This is a genomic window from Achromobacter sp. UBA4530 (assembly GCF_002388205.1).
GTDB lineage: Bacteria > Pseudomonadota > Gammaproteobacteria > Burkholderiales > Burkholderiaceae_B > Achromobacter > Achromobacter animicus.
Genome location: NZ_DGMA01000005.1, coordinates 96129 through 113539, shown reverse-complemented (window position 1 = coordinate 113539; position 17411 = coordinate 96129). Strand labels below are relative to the sequence as shown.

Sequence of the window (17411 nt, the reverse complement as noted above, 5' to 3'; positions counted from 1 at the left end):
GCTCCTGGAATAGTCGGTAAAGGCGGTCAGGCGGTGGCGGGAATCGGGTGGATGCCGTCCTGGCTGCTGCGGCGGTCGTGACCGGCCTGCATGTCCCACAACGCACGGAGTGGCCCCCGCGCGGCCAGCAGTTCGTCGAGCGAGCCGTCTTCCACGATGCGGCCGGCGTCGATGACGACGATGCGGTCGTAACGCGTGAGGGAAGACAGCCGGTGCGCGACGGCGACGACGGTGCGGCTGCGCATGAGTTCGGCCAGGGCGTCCTTGATGAGCTGTTCGGAGTAGCTGTCCAGCGCGGAGGTGGCTTCGTCGAGCAGCAGGATGGGCGCGTCCTTCAGAAACGCGCGGGCGATGCCGATGCGCTGGCGTTCGCCGCCGGATAGCAGGGCGCCGCGTTCGCCGACGATGGTGGCGTAGCCGTCGGGCAGGCGCCGGATGAAGGTGTCGCAATGGGCCTGGCGCGCGGCGGTGATGACGTCTTCTTCGGTGGCGTCGGGCCGGCCGTAGCGGATGTTTTCCATGATGGTCCGGCGAAAGAGGCTGACGTCTTGCGGCACGACGGAGATGGCGTCTTTCAGGCTTGCTAGCGTGACCTCGCGGATGTCCTGGCCGCCGATCAGGATGCGGCCCTGTTGCGGTTCGTCGGCGCGCTGCAATAGCGAGAGCAGGGTCGATTTGCCGGCGCCGGAGGCGCCGACCAGGCCTACTTTCATGCCGGGGCGGATGGATAGGGTGATGCCGCGCAGCGCATGGCAGCCGTCGGGGTAGGTGTATTGGACGCCTTCGAAGGCGATGGCGCCGGCGGGATCGCGCAGCGTTTGGGCGTTCTGTACATCGGGCACGGAGTGTGGCCGTCCGACCAGGCGCAGCATCTCGGCGATGACGCCGAACTGCTGCGCGGTGCCGACGAGCGCGAGCGCGAGGTCGCGCGAGCCATGCAGGATGCGGAAGGTGAGCGCGCTGACGACGACGACGTCGCCGGGGCTGGCTTGGCCCTGTTCCCAGGCGCGCAGCACCCAGAGCAGCATGCCGCCGGCCACGAGCCACAGGCAGGCGTCATGGATGACGCGTGCCTTTTCGACGTACATCCAGCTTCGGCGTTGGGCGCGGGCTTCTTCGCCGAGCGCCTTTTCAAGGCGTGCACGCTCGCGCGCCTGGGCGGAGAAGGCCTGCACGGCCCAGATGTTGGAGATGGCGTCGACGATTTCTCCGCCGACGTGGGCGGCCTGCTCGCCGTACTGCTGGTGCAGGCTGCGCCCGCGCGCGCCGAAGGAGATGATGATGGCGGCCAGCACGAGGACGAAGCCGAGCAGGGCGGCGGCCATGCGCCAGTCGACCATGCTGAGCACGACGACGGCGCCCAGGAAGTCGACGCAGGGCGGCACGATGCTCCAGACCATGGCGCCGTAGATGGCGCCGGCGGCGCTTGCGGTGGACGAGATGCGGTTGGCGAGGGCGCCGGAGTGGTGCTGGCGGAAGTAGCGGGTGGAATGGTGGCTCAGGTGCTCGAAGACCTCGACCCGCAGCGCCGCGCAGGCGGCCACGATGTTGCGGCAGCCCAGCCATCCGCCGCAGCGCCATAGTGCGGCTTCAATGGCGATGACGGCGAGGAACAGGCCGAGCGCCCACCACACCTGCACGGATGCGTCTGCGCCCAGGGCCATGGCGTCGACGATGAGCTTCATGGCGTACTGAACCGTCACCGAGCACACCCCGGCCAGGACGACGATCAACCCCAGCAAGCCGAACGCCCAGGGCCGCTGGCGGACGTACCGCCAGAGAAAGGCCGTGGGATGGGTGGGGAGGGCGGGCAGGTCTGGCATGGCTCAATCTCCGTCGGCGCTGCGTGCGGGCGCCGGGAGCAGGCCGGCGGGACCGCGGCCCGCGCGTACCGCCTGCGCGCGCAGTTCGATTTCGAGCGGGGCGTACACGCTGCGCCGGCCATCGGACGCGGGCGCGCTGAGGAGGCCGGTCGGGCAGTGGCGGTCGTCTTCCCAGCCTGGGTAGTCCGTCACCGGATACAGGCAGATGCCCGCGACGTCGACGCCGCGCGCCTGCGCCAGCGCGACCTGGTCGGCGACATAGCGCATCCAGCGGGGGCGAGCGAGACCTTCGGCCCCGGTTTCTGCAATGAACAAGGGCTTGCCGTAGCGGTGCGCGCAACCCTGCAGAAGGTGGGCCAGGGACGTGTAGCGCGCGTCGTCCCATGGCAGGGGCGCGCCGCGGTGCAGCCATTGGTTGTGGGGGTAGTAGTTCAACCCGATGACGTCGACGTAGCGCTCGTCGCCGCCCAGGTCCGCGTGCCCGCGTCCGCACAGCATGTCGAGTGCTTCGAACTGGGCCTCGCTGGCCGCCGCGGCTTCCAGGGCGTCGCCGGGTTGCGCGGGCTGAATGGCAATCAGCGGCTCGGCGCAGACCAGACGCGCGTCCGGGTCGGCTTCCTGGATCGCGTCGCTGGCCTGGATGGCGGCGCGGGCGAGCTGCCGCTTGAGTTCCAGGCCGCGGCCGAGCGTGCATGGCCCGAAGTGCGCCATGTCGCCGCCCGCCCAGCTCCAGTACGAGATTTCGTTCATCGGGCAATACCAGGTGGGCATATCGGTTTCTCCTGCAATCAGGCGGGCCGTTGCGGCGGCATATCGGGCGAACGCCTCGGGAAAGGAGGGCGACCAGATATCCAGCCACGCCGGCCAGCCGTAGTGGCACAGGTCCCAGATCACTTCGACGTTGCTGTCGCGGGCGGCACGTAGCAGCGGCAGCAGCGAAGACCAGTCGTATACGTTGGCGGCGGGGCAGACGAGGTGCCAGCGCACCCCGTCCCTTGCCGTCCGCATGCCCAGCGCGGCGATGGCGGCGTAGTCCTGGGCCGCCCACTTCGCATGGCCCGTGGACTCGATCAGGTCAAGCTGCCGGCCATCGGGGAAGCGGTGACAGGAGCACTCGAACCCCGCCTGCAGGAAGCTCTGAAACGCCATGCCCCGATTCATTCGGCCACGACCGCACCGCGCGGTTCTGCCTGCCGGTTTGCCATCTCCTCGTACGTGGACAGGGCCTGCGCCACGACCTGGTCCATGTTGTAGTAGCGATAAGTCGCCAGGCGGCCGACGAAATGCACGCCTTCGCACGCATCCGCCAGCGCCTGGTACCGCCGGAACAGCGCAGCGTTTTCGGGGCGCGGGACGGGGTAGTACGGGTCCCCCTGCGCGCTGGGATACTCGTAGGTCACGGCGGTCTTCGCGTGGCGCTGGCCGGTCAGGTGCTTGTATTCCGTGATGCGGGTGTAAGGGACGTCTTCGGCCGGGTAGTTGACGACGCCGACGGGCTGGTGCCATTCCTCATCCAGCGTTTCGTGCCGGAACTTGAGGGACCGGTACGGCAGCGGGCCAAAGCAATAGCCGAAGTATTCGTCGATGGGGCCGGTATAGATCAGCTCGTCATAGCTGAACGCCGACTTGGCTGCCTCGAAGTCCATCCCGAGCGCAAGGGATATGTTGGGATGGTCCAGCATGCGCTCGAACATGTGCGTGTAGCCTTTGAGCGGCATGCATTGATGGCGGTCAGTGAAGTAGCGGTCGTCGCGCGAAAGCCGCGTGGGTACGCGCGCGGCGACGGAACGGTCCAGTTGCGAGGGGTCCAGGCCCCATTGCTTGCGGGTGTACCCGCGGAAGAACTTTTCGTACAGGTTGCGGCCGACCTGCGACACGACGTAGTCCTCGGCGCTGGACACGACGGAAACCGGCTCGGCCACCGTCTGCAGGAATTGTTCGGCCTCGGCGGCGGTGAAGCTCCGGCCGTTCAGCCGTTCGAGGGTCGTGAGGTTGATCGGCATCGGTACCAGCATGCCGTCGGTGCGGGCCAGGACCCGGTGTTCATAGGGCCGCCATTCCGTAAACCGGGACAGGTATTGCAGCACCTTGTCGGAGTTGGTGTGGAAGATGTGGGGACCGTAACGGTGCACGAGCAGTCCCGCCTCGTTATAGAAGTCGTAAGCATTGCCCGCGATGTGCGGACGCCGGTCCACCACCATGACGCGCTTGCCGCTGCCGCGCGCCAGGCGTTCGGCCAGCACGCTGCCAGCGTAGCCTGCACCGACGATCAGACAGTCGTAGTGCGTGGGCGTCAGGCTTTGCGGCAGCCGCAGGGCGGCCGGCACCGGGAACGCCTGACTGGCCCCGCGCGCGGAGCTGGTCCAGGCGCGATTCATCGCATCGCAGATGCCTTCCCAGCTTCGATCCCACGACATGCCGTCCAATGCGCGGTCGGCGTGCTGGGCCACCGTGTCCGGATCGGCCGCCGCGTCCAGCGCAAGCGCTATCGCGTTGACGAAGGCTGGCGCGTCCGCAGCGATGTGCACGACGGGGCAGCCGCGGTAGGCGCGCACGACGTCCGCAATCGGTGTGGAGACGACGGGCTTGCCCGCCGCCAGGTATTCCGGCGTCTTGGTCGGGCTGATGTAGCGCGTGGATTCGTTCATCGCGAACGGCATCAGGGCGACGTCCCATCCCGCCAGATAGTCAGGAAGCTGGGGGTACGTGCGCGAGCCAAGGTAATGGATGTTGGGCGCCTGCGGCAGCGTGGACGGGTCGATCTTGACCACCGGGCCGATCAGCACGAACTGCCACTCGGGCCGCATGCCGGCCGCCTGCGCCAGCAGTGCCGTGTCGAAGCGCTCGTCCAGCACGCCGTAAAAGCCCAGGCGCGGAGATGGAATTGCGAGCAGGTCGGCAGGGATGCTGGCCGACGTCCGGCCCCGCGCGAAATGCTGCCGGTCCACGCTGCTGGGGAACGCCTGAACATTCGGGTGCAGCTGTCGCTTGGACTCGTAAAGACTTTGTCCGCCCGTGAAGACAACGTCGGCGCGCGAGAGCAGTTGCCGTTCCAGCGCGACCAGTTCCGGCGGCGCGCCGCGAAACGCGGACAGTTCGTCCATGCAGTCGTACACCACGAGCCCGGCGTCAAGATCTTCGGTAAACGGCAGGCTCATCGGCGTGTAGTACCAAAGGACCGGTGTGGCAAGGCCGTGCTCGCGGACAAGCTCGGCAAGCAGGCGGCGCTGGTCTTGCTCGGCCGTTTCCCGCGCCACGTGCGGCGTGATGACGGTGACGCCATCGGCGCGGCTGGACTCGAGCCAGCCGTGGCGGGCGGCGTCTTCCCAGACAGGCTCTTCAACGTAGTAGACGGCGTGGGCCCGCGCGAAACGCGTCATCAGATGCTGGGGCCGTTGGTGCACGAAATTCCAACGGAGATGGGAAAAGCACAATATCGCAGGGCGCTCGCGCGTCAGCCATCCGTTCGCCGCAGGTGCTTCCGGTGCGGTGGGAGGGCGGGCGTGGGGTGCGCCGCCAATTGAGGAATCGACGGTACGCATGGAAACTCCAGGAGATGGGGATGGGTCTGGTGATGGCGGGGCGGCTTGAGCCGGGGTATCACACCGAAAGCGTGTGAAAGGGCTTCGCAAGCATCGTGCCGAACGCGCGCGGGACGCGGGGCTGCGATAAATCGCGGGGATCAATGGCGATTGCGGCCCAAGGTGTTGACGCGTCGTGGATATTTTTCGACCGGCGTTGCAAGTTCTGCGTTCGCTCCTGCGTCCGCGCGGACATTTCAGATGAATCGTGGCTCGCGGCATGGCAGTTGCTGCGCCCTGCCTGATCGCGTGTTGCGGTCACGTCAAAGGAGATTCTGATGAAAGCACTTTGCTGGCACGGCAAACACGACATCCGCTACGACACCGTCCCTGATCCTGTCATCGAGCATCCGCGCGACGCGATCATCAAGGTGAGCGCGTGCGCAATCTGCGGGTCCGACCTGCATCTGTTCGATGGATTCATGCCGGGCATGAAATCCGGCGACGTCATGGGCCATGAATTCATGGGCGAAGTCGTGGAAGTCGGCGCGCAGGCGCAGAACCTGAAAATCGGCGATCGCGTGGTGATCCCGTTCACCATTACCTGCGGGGAGTGCGACCAGTGCAAGCGCGGCAACTTCTCGGTCTGCGAGCGCACGAACCGCAATGCGGCGCAGGCGGCCAAGATGTTCGGCCACACGACGGCCGGGCTGTTCGGCTACACGCATCTGACTGGCGGCTATGCCGGCGGCCAGGCGGAATACGTGCGCGTGCCGTTTGCGGATTCAACGCATGTGCAGGTGCCCGACGAGTTGTCGGATGAACAGGTGCTGTTTCTGGGAGACATTCTGCCCACCGGTTGGCAGGCCGCCAAGCAATGCGACATCGAATCGACCGACACGGTCGCGGTGTGGGGCGGTGGCCCCGTCGGCCAGATGGCGATCAAGAGCGCGATCCTGCTGGGCGCGCGCCAGGTGATCTGCATCGAATCCGTGCCGGAACGCCTGCAGATGGCGCGCGATGCTGGCGCAATCACGATCAACTTTCAGGACGAGGATGTCGTGGAGCGGTTGAAGGAACTGACCAACGGCAAAGGGCCGGAGAAATGCATCGACGCGGTCGGCATGGAGTCGCACGCCAGCAGCACAATGGAGCATATGTACGACCGCATGAAGCAGGCCGTGGGCGCCGAGACCGACCGGCCGCACGTGCTGCGCGAAATGATGTACGTGTGCCGGCCGGCGGGCATTCTGTCGGTGCCCGGCGTGTATGGCGGGATGATCGACAAGATTCCGTTTGGCGCGTCGATGAACAAGGGGCTGACGTGGCGCATGGGCCAGACCCATGTGCGGCGCTGGACGGACCAGCTGCTCGACCTCATCGTGCAGGGCAGGATCGATCCGTCGTTCGTCATCACGCATCGCGCCAAGCTGGAGGCCGGGCCTGAGTTGTACAAGACGTTCCGTGACAAGGAAGACCGCTGCATCAAGGTCGTGCTGACGCCTTGAAGTCTTGACGCGTTGACCCATTTAATCGTTGGGCTTTGACCACCGAGGCCGGAAATCCTGCATCCGGCTTCGCGTTTGTCAGGACTCCGGCTGGACGGTGTCGCACAAGGCGTCCAGTTCCCGCGTGACTTCCTGCCACGACCAGCGGATGAGATCCACGGCCACGCGCTCGCGGGCCGTGAAGCTGCCGCCGCTCGCGGCTTCCTCGACAGCGGCATCCAGTTTGGCAAATGGCTCACCGGTGCTGCACATGGGCGCTTCGGCGCCCTTGTCGCGAATGACGCGGGCCAGTCCATCGATCTGCTGCCGTGCCGCCATCGCGACGTCGTGCAGCGCGGGGCCCAGACGGTGGCAGACGTTGTCGGTCAGATCCATGCCGCCGATGCGTTCCATCAGCGGCACGGTCAACCACAGTTCCTCGATCCGTTCCTGCAGCCGATGGGCCTGCGTGTCCGCGCCCAGAATACGAATGGGCACTGATCGCGACTGGCTTGCCATGTCGCGTGCGCGCCAGTGGGTACGTTCCAGGGCGGGCTTGTCGCGGGGCCGGGGCCGGGCACGGCCTTCGTTCACGGCGGCGGCCCATTCGACCAGCAGTTCGCCATAGAGCTGCAGCGACGCGGCCAGGTTGTAGCGCATGCTGTATCGGGCCGACAGGGGCAGCACCGCAAAAGCGGCCAGGATCCCGGCAATGGACCCCACGACGATGGCGAGCGTCTTGTTCACCGCGCCCGCGACGATGTCGGCGTCCGGCGTGACGGTCAGGATGGTTGCCGTGACCAGGCTGTAGTTCAGCGTCGGCCAGCGTATCGACAGGCAGGCGGCGGCCCCCACGCCGGCCACGATGCTCCATGGCGCCGGAATGTCGGCGGCGTGCGCCAACGGCACGAGCGTGATGCCCAGCGCCACCCCGATCAGTGCGCCCAGGATGCGGGCCGCGGCCTCGCCGACCGTGCCCTCGACCGTGGCGCGCACCACAAAAAGGGCGGAGAAGGCGCCCCACGCGACGTCCGGCATCTGCCACCACGTCATGCAGCCGAAGGCAAGCAGTACCGCCGCCACGGTCTGCAGCGGCAGGCGGACGCCGTCCTCGGCAATGGCGGCCCGGTAGGCGGCAGCGCGTTTCAATAAATGGGAAAAGAGGGGGCTCATCGGCAACTGATTCATCTACAGCATGGCGCGGGGGCGTCGGCATCGCCCGCGGGCACGGAAATACGGGCGCCAGATGGCAGCGACCGCACGCGGACGGCCCCGTGCGGTCGCTGAAGGCGCAAGGTGAATGCGGCGGGCAGGCTCAGGAATCGGACTGCTTGGGACGTCCGTACGGATCCTTGCCGGCCGGCGCTTGCGAGCCGCCGGCGGGGTATCCCGAATTGGAGTCGGGGTTCTGATTCACGTCCCCCGTCGGCGGCCCGTCCTCGGTCGGCTGGCCCGTGAAGCCGGTCTCGGCGCGGTCGACATGCGGTGACGGCGGCGGATTGGGCGGGGGAGCGGGTTTCGAATCGGTCATGGAAAGACTCCTTTCTCTCAGGCCAGGTTGTGGTACTTGCGCCCGATTTCCATCGTGGCGCGGTAAAAGCCTTCCTTGCTGCCGCAGTCATAGCGCACGCCGTCGTATTCGAAGCCGAAGACCTTGCGCGACTTGAGCAGGGCGGCGATGCCGTCGGTCAGCTGGATTTCGCCGCCCACGCCCGCCTGGGTGGCTTCCAGCAGCGCGAAGATCTGGGGTTCCAGGATGTAGCGTCCGACCACCGCCAGGTCGGTCGGCGCGTCCTCGGGCTTGGGCTTTTCCACGATGCCGGTCAGGCTCATGACGCTGTGCGCCTTGCGGCTGCCGGACACGATCCCGTACTGGTGCGTGTTGGTTTTTGGCACCTGCTGGATCGCCAGGACGCTGCCCTCGAATTCCCGGGCAACCTTCATCATTTCGCCGATCACGGGGGCGTCCGCGTCTATCATGTCGTCCGCCAGCAGCACGGCAAACGGTTCATTGCCTACAATGTTCGCCGCACAAAGCACGGCGTGGCCGAGCCCCAGGGCGGCGGGCTGTCGGGTGTACACGCATTTGACGCTGTCCGGAATGACGTTGCGGACGGTCTCCAGCAGGGCGTTCTTGTTCTTCGCCTCCAAGTCGTACTCAAGTTCGGGCACGCGGTCGAAATGATCCTCGATCGCCCGTTTGTTGCGGCCGGTGACGAAGATCAGTTCGGTGATGCCTGCCGCGACCGCTTCTTCAACGGCATACTGGATCAGCGGCCGGTCGACGATGGGCAGCATTTCCTTGGGCATGGCCTTGGTGGCGGGAAGAAAGCGGGTGCCCAGGCCCGCGACGGGAAATACAGCTTTACGAATCGGTTGCATTATTAAGGCCCTCTATGCCCGGGCGGCGCCTGGAATGGGCCGCCCACTGACTACGGGTTACAGCAAATTCTGTGCCCGTTTGGCGATTGCTGTAACAGGATTTTCTGAACGGCACGGCGTTTGCTGAGAGCGATGAGCATGAATAAACACGCAGGTGGGGACATTGCATGACTTCTTTACCGGATTTTCCGTCCGAGGACCGCTATCGCCTTCTAGTCGGCGCAGTGCGGGATTACGCTATCTATCTTCTCGACGCCAAGGGCCGCGTAAGCAGCTGGAATCCCGGCGCGGAACGATTCAAGGGCTATGGCGCGGACGAGATCATCGGGCAGCATTTCTCCGTTTTTTACACACCTGAAGACCGAAATGCCGGCGTGCCGGAGCGTGCGTTGGAGACGGCGCGGCGTGAAGGGCGCTTTGAGGCCGAGGGCTGGCGCGTCCGCAAGGACGGCAGTACCTTCTGGTGCAGCGTGGTCATCGATCCGGTCCATGACGACCGGGGCGTCCTCGTCGGTTACGCCAAGATCACGCGCGACATCACCGAACAGAAGGAGCGGCACGAGCAACTGCAGGAAGCCCGCGATTCCATGCATCACGCCCAGCGCATGGAAGCCATCGGCCGCCTCACCGGCGGCGTTGCGCACGATTTCAACAACTTCCTGACCGCGATCCGCTTTTCCGCGGAGTTCATCAAGCGCTATCCGGAACTGCCCCCCTCGCTGATGCGCTACGTGGGCATCATCATCGACACCACCGAAAAGGCAGCTCAGCTGACCCGGCAGTTGCTGGCCTACGCCAAGCGGCAGCCGCTGCAGCCGCACGCGTTTGATGTGCGTGACAGCCTGGCGTCGATGCGGGAGCTTTTCGAGACCTCGGTCGGATCGCACGTGGCAATCAGCTACGAGTTCGGGCCGGGCGACTGCACGATCTTCGCGGACCCGGGGCAACTTGAATCCGCGTTGCTCAATCTGATCATGAATGCGCGCGACGCCATGCCGGCTGGCGGCCAACTCAAGATATTGGCTAAGGTTGTGCCGGACGCGTCGGAACTGGAAGACCATACCAAACTCAATGGCCCGCATGTGGCCCTCTCCGTGCAGGACACCGGCGCGGGTATCGCGCCCGGCGTGCTGGCGCACGTGTTCGAGCCTTTTTTCACCACCAAAGGCCAGCATGAGAATTCTGGTTTGGGTCTGAGCCAGGTGCAGGGCTTCGTGCAGCAGTCCGGCGGCGACGTGACCGTGGACAGCACGGTTGGCAAGGGATCCACGTTCACGCTCTACCTGCCGGCCGTCACGTCACCTGGCGAGGTGGTCGAGGCGCCTGCCGCCGGCGTCATCCTCAACGTGCCGGTGCGCCGCCAGGTGCTGCTGGTGGAAGACAACCGCATGGTCGGCGAGGTGGTGTCGGCATGGCTGGCGGAACTGGGCCAGGACCTGACGTGGACGGTCGATGCCGAGAAAGCCCTGCACGAACTGGAGCAACGCAACGGCGGCTTTGACCTGGCGATCCTGGATCTGGTGCTTCCCGGCATGAACGGGATGGAACTCGCCCGCCGGATCCGAGAAAATTGGCCCGGCATTCGGATCGTGCTGGCCAGCGGCTATAGCGATGCGATGGCCGGACCGCGGGCGCTGGGATTCCCGGTCATGCAAAAACCGTACTCCGTCGAGGCGCTGATGCAGGTGCTGACCGAGGATGCGCACACGATGCCGTAAGGGCCGACGCATGGCGCTGCGGTGATCCCCGCGGGCGGTGGCCGACGTTCCCGACGGATGGGCGTCAGGCTGCGCGGCGTTAGGTCCGGCGAAAGCGGTTGTGCGCCCGGCGCTTGATGACGCTGATATCTCCATCCGGCTCCATATACGCGCGGCGCACCTCTGAAACTTCGAGGACGCCTTTCAGCCGGAGCTGGCTCATCAGCTCGTCTTCCGTCAGGTATTCGCGGCGCAGCGCGCGCTTGGCGATCACGCCGTCGCGCACGAGGCATACGCGGTCCGATTCGAGCAGGCGGCCAAGCGGCTTGAAAAAGTAGCCTACCCGGTCGACCAGCACGGTCCAACCGATGATCGTGGAGATCAGGACCATGCCGTCCAGAATGGATTTGTATTCGCCCGCCATCGCATTCTGCGCGGCGTCGGCGATCAGGACCAGCACCAGCATGTCGGCCACGCCCAGCGAGCCGACATCGCGCCGGCCGGCAAGCCGCAGCAGCAAGAAGATGAACCAATAGACGATCGTCCCGCGGATGAAAATCTCTAGCGGCGAGAGCGAAAACGAAAACATCGTCGACCAGTCCGGGTCCATCGTGGCGCCTCCGACAATGAAACATCGAACGGCGAGCAAGTGCCGTGCCCGAACAAGCCTGGCGCGGCGCAGGGCATGAGTCGCACGCAGGAACGCTGATTGCTGCTCAGATGCGCCAACGTGGAGAAGTAAAAATGAATTCAGGTAACACCCCCTTGCGCTTGCGGGATGCCATCGCCGGAGAATTGGGAGTAACCCCGGACTTCGACGCGACCGAAGAGCTGGAAAGGCGCATTGCCTTCCTCGCCGACTACCTGATGCAGTCAGGCCGCGCAGGTTATGTCCTGGGAATCAGCGGCGGGGTGGATTCCACGGTCGCGGCGCGGATCGCGCAGCTTGCCGTCGAGCGCGTCCGCGGCCAGGGGAGACCGGCCACGTTCGTCGCCGTGCGCTTGCCCTACGGCGAGCAGCGCGACGAAGAAGACGCAGCGCAGGCACTGGATTTCATTGCACCCGATCGCCGTATGCGGATCGACATCAAGCCCGCCGTGGATGCGCAACGCGAGGCGCTGCGCGCCGCCGGCCTGGAATACGCCGACGACGCGGCCGAGGATTTCGGCGCGGGCAACATCAAGGCGCGGCAGCGCATGATTGCCCAGTACGCCATTGCGGGCGCGCTTGACTGCCTGGTGATCGGCACGGACCAGGCCGCCGAGGCCTTGATGGGGTTTTTCACCAAACATGGTGACGGCGCGGCGGACGTGCTGCCCCTGCGCGGTCTGACCAAGCGGCGGGTACGGGCGCTGGGGTCGCTGCTGGGCGCGCCGGACCGGCTGGTGCTCAAGGTGCCGACCGCCGACCTCGAGTCGTTGCGGCCGTTGCGCCCGGATGAGGACGCGTACGGTGTGACATACGCGCAGATCGATGGCTATCTGGAAGGCGAGGAGGTTGCCGAAGACGCGGTCGCGGTGATCGAGCGCCAGTACCGCGCCACGGCGCACAAGCGGATGCTGCCGCCGGGGCCCATCGAATGATTTGAAGACGCTGCGCGACGACGCCAAACATCTGTCTTTGAGACTGCTGTCGCGGCACCTCACGCAAACTGGCGGCTGTATCATGGCGGGTACTCCCACGCACGCAACCTACAGGCCCAAAATGTCCCAATCGCCGTCTGTTCCCAACATCAAACCGGGAGTCGTCCGAAGCGACCTGAACTTCCCGGTGGTCGGACTGGGGGCCTCTGCGGGAGGGATCGACGCGCTCAAGACTTTCTTCTCGAACATGCCGGCCAAACCCGGCATGGCCTTCGTCGTCGTGGTGCATCTGTCTCCCGATCACGAAAGCATTCTCGACAGGATTCTGCAGGCCTGCACGGGGCTACCGGTCGAGCAGGTCACCAAGCCGGTGCCGATCCTGCGTGATCACGTCTACGTGATTCCTCCGGCGGCCTCGCTGTCGATGAATGATGGCTACCTGCGTATTTCGGCGGGGGCCAGTCGCCCGGAAGGCCGCCAGATTGCGATCGACGAATTTTTCCGCACGCTGGCCGATGTGCATACGAACCGTGCCGTCGGCATCGTGTTGTCGGGTGGCGGGTCCGACGGATCGGTGGGCCTTTCCCGTATCAAGGAACAGGGCGGCGTGACGTTCGCGCAGTTGCCCGAGGAAGCAGAGCACGGCACCATGCCGCGCAATGCAATTTCCACCGGCATGGTGGACATTGTGCTGCCTGTGTCCACCATGCCGCAGCGTCTCAAGCAGATCGCGGAGAACATGGGCAGCATCCATCTGCCGCCGTTGACCGAGGCCGAGGCCTCCGGCGCCGCGGATGCCGAGCAGGCGACGGACGGGGCGCAACAGGAACGCAATGCGTTGCGCGACATTCTCGCCCTCTTGCGCGCCCGCACGGCGCACGATTTCCGTCACTACAAGAAGGCCACGGTGCTTCGCCGAATCGAGCGCCGCATGCAGGTTACGGGCGTGTCAACCTTGCCCGAATACGGAAAGCTGCTTCAGGAACGCATCGCCGAGACCCCTAAACTGCTGTCCGATATGCTCATTGGCGTCACGCAGTTTTTCCGGGACAAGGAAGCTTTCGCCAATCTGGATGAATTCGTGTTGCCCAAGCTGCTGAAGTCGCTGAGCACCACGCCGGAAGTGGCGTTGCGCGCCTGGGTGGCCGGTTGTTCTACAGGTGAAGAGGCGTATTCGCTGGCCATGCTGATGAGCGCGCAGGCCGATGCGTTGCCCCACCCGCCCAAGATCCAGTTATTTGCCACCGACATCGACGAATCGGCGCTAGCCGTGGGCCGAGCGGCGGCTTATCCGATGGCAATCAAGGGCGACGTGCCTGAAGCCATGCTGCAAAGCTTCTTCAGCGAGCAGGACAACGAGTACTGCGTCAAGAAGGAAATCCGCGAGCGGGTGCTGTTTGCCGTGCACAACATCCTGCGCGATCCCCCGTTCTCGAAGCTGGATCTGGTCAGTTGCCGCAACCTCTTGATCTACCTGGACCGCGAAGTGCAGCGCGACGTGTTGCGCATGTTTCACTTCGCATTGAAGCCGGGCGGTTATCTTTTCCTCGGCAGTTCCGAATCGGCCGATGCGTGCCCGCAGCTTTTTCAGGTGGTGGACAAGCGCCACCGCATCTACATCGCTCGGGAAACGCCGTCGCAACTGAGCGGCATGCCCGAACTGGCCGACGGCGGGATTAATCACGTTCGGCCGGTGCACGCTTCGGCGGCGCCGGTTCGCCAGCCCAAGGTCTCGTATGCCGCCGTGCACCAGCGTGCGCTCGAAATGTTCGCGCCGCCTAGTGTCATCGTCGATGCTCACAGCGACATCGTGCACATTTCGGAGCGGGCAGGCCGCTTCCTGCGCCACCCGGGCGGCGAACCTTCCCGCAATCTGTCCTTGTCGGTGCATCCGGAATTGCGCACGGAATTGCGCACCGCGATGTTTCAGGCCCTGCATTCGCGAAAGAGTGTCGAGGCGCGGCGCGTGAGAATGACGCTTGGCGAGCGCCAGACCTACGTCAACATGGTGGTGCGGCCATTCCGGCACGATGAGACGGCCAGTGATTACCTGCTTGTGCTTTTCGAGGAAGTCGAGGACATCATGAGCGCAGAGGGCGCTGTCAGCCCCGCGACCGGCTCCGCGGTGGTACTGACGCAACTGGAGGCCGAACTCCAGCGCACCAAGGGCCAGTTGCAGGCGACCATTGAGCAGGCGGAAACCTCCACGGAAGAACTGAAGGCCTCCAACGAAGAGCTTCAGGCCATCAACGAAGAGTTGCGCTCCACCACCGAAGAACTTGAGACCGGCAAGGAAGAGCTGCAGTCCGTCAACGAGGAGCTGATCACGGTCAATGCGGAACTGAAGACCAAGGTCGATGAAACCGCGAAGATCAATGACGACCTGCAAAACCTGATCGCGTCCACCGACATTGCCACGGTGTTCGTGGATCGCATGATGCGCATCCAGTGGTTCACGCCCCGCGCGTCCGACATCTTCAATGTTATCCCGGCCGACGCTGGACGGTCGGTGCTCGACATCACGCACCGTCTGGAGTACCCGGATCTGGCCAAGGATGCCGCCGGCGTGTTCGAGCTGCTGCGCCCCTTGGAACGCGAGGTGCACAGCACGACGGACCGTTGGTATCTGGCGCGGCTGCTACCGTACCGGAGCGGTGACCACCGCATTGAGGGCGCGGTGCTTACGTTCATCGACATCACGGACCGGCGCAAGGCGGAAGAAAGCGTGCGACTGGGCGAGGCCCACTTGAAGCTGATGACCGAGAGCGCGCGCGATTTCGGCATCATGACGCTGGATAACGAAGGCATCATCACCAACTGGAATATCGGCGCCGAGCTGATGTTCGGCTACACCAGCGCCGAGGCGGAAGGCAAGCCTATTGCGATCATCTTCACTGACGAGGACATCGCGGCCGGCAGACCCGAGCATGAGCTGAATCGCGCCAGGAAGATCGGCTACGCCCCTGACGAACGCTGGCACAAGCGCAAGAACGGCAGCCTGGTGTTCTGCACGGGCGGCGTGAACCGGATGGATGATCCTGTCTATCAGGGGTTTGCCAAGATCGTGCGCGATGTCACTGACCTGAAGTTGCGCGACGCCGAGCAGGAGTCCCGTCTGGACCGCGCACATGCCGATAGCGTGCTGAAGGACGAGTTCTTCGCGGTTGTGTCGCACGAACTGAAGCACCCGCTCAACCTGATCCAGCTCAATGCAGAGCTGCTGGCCCGCACGCCGGCCGTGCGCAATTTCGGCCCCGCCGCGCGTGCCACGGACCTGATCCAGCGTTCGGTCAAAGGCCAGGCCCGCATCATTGACGATCTGCTGGATCTCTCGCGCGTCCGGACGGGCAAGCTGGCGCTCAACAAATCGATCATCGACGTCGTGGCCATCGCGAAAAACATCCTCGAGGTGCTCAAGCCCGTGGCGGCGTCGGCCGGCATCGATCTGCGCAGCGACTTTGATCCTGCGCTGGCGATCTACCTGGACGCGGATCCCGTGCGCATCGAACAGGTGATCTGGAACCTGCTGAACAACGGGATCAAGTTCACGCCCGAGGGCGGTTCCGTCGCGCTTAAGCTGGCCATCGAGGACAACCGCTTGAAACTGGAAGTCGCCGACACGGGCCAGGGCATCGACCCGCTGTTCATCGGCCGGGTGTTCGACATGTTCAGCCAGGGCGACGTGCGCCAGAAGACGGGCGCCAGCCCCGGACTGGGCATCGGCTTGGCGGTTGTCAGCGAACTGGTCGGTGCGCATGGCGGCACGATCCAGGTCCATTCCGATGGCGTGGGGCTCGGCGCGCGCTTCACGGTGTGGCTGGACCTGGCCGGTTCCCTTGAAGCCGAGGCCGCGCCGCAAGCCAACGCCGACATGCCTTTGGAAGGGCTGAAGGTGCTTTTGGTCGATGACTCCGAGGACGTCCTGCACATCATGCACGAGCTGCTGGACATGGAAGGGGCGGTAGTCACGGCCGCCTCCAACGGCCGGCAGGCGTTGGAAATCCTGGAGACCGCCCGCTTCGACCTGATGCTGTCGGACATCGGCATGCCGGAGATGGATGGCTATACGCTGATGCGCGCCATTCGCGAAAAAGACAGTGGCGCCGATCTGCCTTCCATCGCGCTCACCGGTTTTGGCGCCAAGGAAGACATGCGCGAAGCCGTCAGCGCAGGCTTTTCCGCCCACATCAGCAAGCCGGTGTCGCTGGACGATCTGCTCGAAGTGGTTCGCAAGCTGCGGTTGCGCGGGTGATCCGCGCGTTTGGGAAGTGGCCGGCACATGCGTTTGCCGCCACTTCCCGGCTCGTTTCGCCGCGGCGGATTCTTTCTGATCCTATTTGTTTAGTCTGGCAACAACTACTCAAGTGGACGCCCGACCCGGGGCACTTCTCCCCATCGCCCTGTCCTGCGACACCCGTTCCCAACGCATCGCTTTCGTTCCCGTTCGCCAACGGCGCAAACGAGAAAAGCTTGCACTAAGTGCCATCGCTACTTAAGCTGTGCTTTCGCGACGCGCCCAGCACGTGCCGTGCCAGCGCCCGCAAGCGGATTCCCCCTCCGCCGCTCGACCATGCAGCCCTATTTCAGCCAGTCTTCCTCGTCAACGACATAAAGGATGCTTGTGCGAAAGTCGATGGTCTTGTTCGTTTTGCATGGCGCCCGGCCGACGCCGGGCCAGAGCCAGCCTGGCCTCAATTGGGCAGGTTCCGCCTGGGTCGGACTTTTCCCGATTGGCGGCATTCTCCTACTTCAACGCGATAACCCCATGGCGCCTTGCTGCGCCCTCGCTTCATAAGCTGCACGTCCGTCAGTCCGGCGCGCTCAGGCGTGCCCGCAAGGTGTCCACCCATAAGCTGTTCCGTATAGAAGCTGTCCAAGTAAGGCTCTTGCCTCCGCCATGAGGTGAGGGCAGCGCGA

General features: G+C 64.8%; 11 protein-coding genes. 4 read left to right on the top strand and 7 right to left on the bottom strand.

The window, feature by feature from the left end; translation table 11 throughout:
* Positions 1-26: 26 nt before the first annotated feature.
* The 3 genes from B2W22_RS03485 to glf are packed head-to-tail and all read right to left on the bottom strand — an operon-like array spanning position 27 to position 5227.
* A complete protein-coding gene (locus B2W22_RS03485) occupies positions 27-1823 on the bottom strand; it encodes an ABC transporter ATP-binding protein (RefSeq protein ID WP_175185712.1) in 1797 nt (598 codons plus the stop codon).
* 3 nt (positions 1824-1826) lie between these two features.
* Positions 1827-2972: a beta-glucosidase gene (locus B2W22_RS03480; RefSeq protein WP_217467861.1), complete on the bottom strand. Its 1146-nt coding sequence runs from the start codon at positions 2970-2972 to the stop codon at positions 1827-1829.
* A gap of 8 nt (positions 2973-2980) precedes the next feature.
* Entirely contained in the window at positions 2981-5227 is a 2247-nt protein-coding gene (glf, locus tag B2W22_RS28425) for a UDP-galactopyranose mutase (RefSeq protein ID WP_349679446.1), read from the bottom strand.
* A 455-nt stretch (positions 5228-5682) separates the two neighbouring features.
* On the opposite strand from glf, the gene B2W22_RS03465 reads away from it, so the two are divergent.
* A complete protein-coding gene (locus B2W22_RS03465) occupies positions 5683-6852 on the top strand; it encodes a zinc-dependent alcohol dehydrogenase (RefSeq protein WP_286936195.1) in 1170 nt (389 codons plus the stop codon).
* 78 nt (positions 6853-6930) lie between these two features.
* On the opposite strand, the gene B2W22_RS03460 is transcribed toward B2W22_RS03465, so the two are convergent.
* The 3 genes from B2W22_RS03460 to galU form a co-directional block, all read right to left on the bottom strand.
* Entirely contained in the window at positions 6931-8004 is a 1074-nt protein-coding gene (locus B2W22_RS03460; RefSeq protein ID WP_286936194.1) for an FUSC family protein, read from the bottom strand.
* A gap of 142 nt (positions 8005-8146) precedes the next feature.
* Positions 8147-8362 carry a hypothetical protein gene (locus tag B2W22_RS03455; RefSeq protein WP_175185708.1) on the bottom strand — a complete coding sequence of 72 codons (216 nt, stop codon included), beginning with the start codon at positions 8360-8362 and terminating at the stop codon, positions 8147-8149.
* A gap of 17 nt (positions 8363-8379) precedes the next feature.
* Positions 8380-9213 carry a UTP--glucose-1-phosphate uridylyltransferase GalU gene (gene galU / locus B2W22_RS03450; protein ID WP_175185707.1) on the bottom strand — a complete coding sequence of 278 codons (834 nt, stop codon included), beginning with the start codon at positions 9211-9213 and terminating at the stop codon, positions 8380-8382.
* 167 nt (positions 9214-9380) lie between these two features.
* Here galU and B2W22_RS03445 point away from each other — a divergent pair, with 167 nt between their 5' ends.
* Positions 9381-10931, top strand: a complete 1551-nt coding sequence (locus B2W22_RS03445) for a PAS domain-containing sensor histidine kinase (RefSeq protein WP_286936193.1) — start codon at positions 9381-9383, stop codon at positions 10929-10931.
* A 79-nt stretch (positions 10932-11010) separates the two neighbouring features.
* On the opposite strand, the gene B2W22_RS03440 is transcribed toward B2W22_RS03445, so the two are convergent.
* Positions 11011-11520 carry a DUF421 domain-containing protein gene (locus B2W22_RS03440; RefSeq protein ID WP_175185705.1) on the bottom strand — a complete coding sequence of 170 codons (510 nt, stop codon included), beginning with the start codon at positions 11518-11520 and terminating at the stop codon, positions 11011-11013.
* Between the two features lie 134 nt (positions 11521-11654).
* On the opposite strand from B2W22_RS03440, the gene nadE reads away from it, so the two are divergent.
* Positions 11655-12494: an ammonia-dependent NAD(+) synthetase gene (nadE, locus tag B2W22_RS03435; RefSeq protein WP_286936243.1), complete on the top strand. Its 840-nt coding sequence runs from the start codon at positions 11655-11657 to the stop codon at positions 12492-12494.
* Positions 12495-12615: 121 nt separating this feature from the next.
* The gene (locus B2W22_RS03430) at positions 12616-16746 is read left to right on the top strand and encodes a CheR family methyltransferase (RefSeq protein WP_286936192.1); all 4131 of its coding nucleotides are present in this window, start codon (positions 12616-12618) and stop codon (positions 16744-16746) included.
* Positions 16747-17411: the final 665 nt, after the last annotated feature.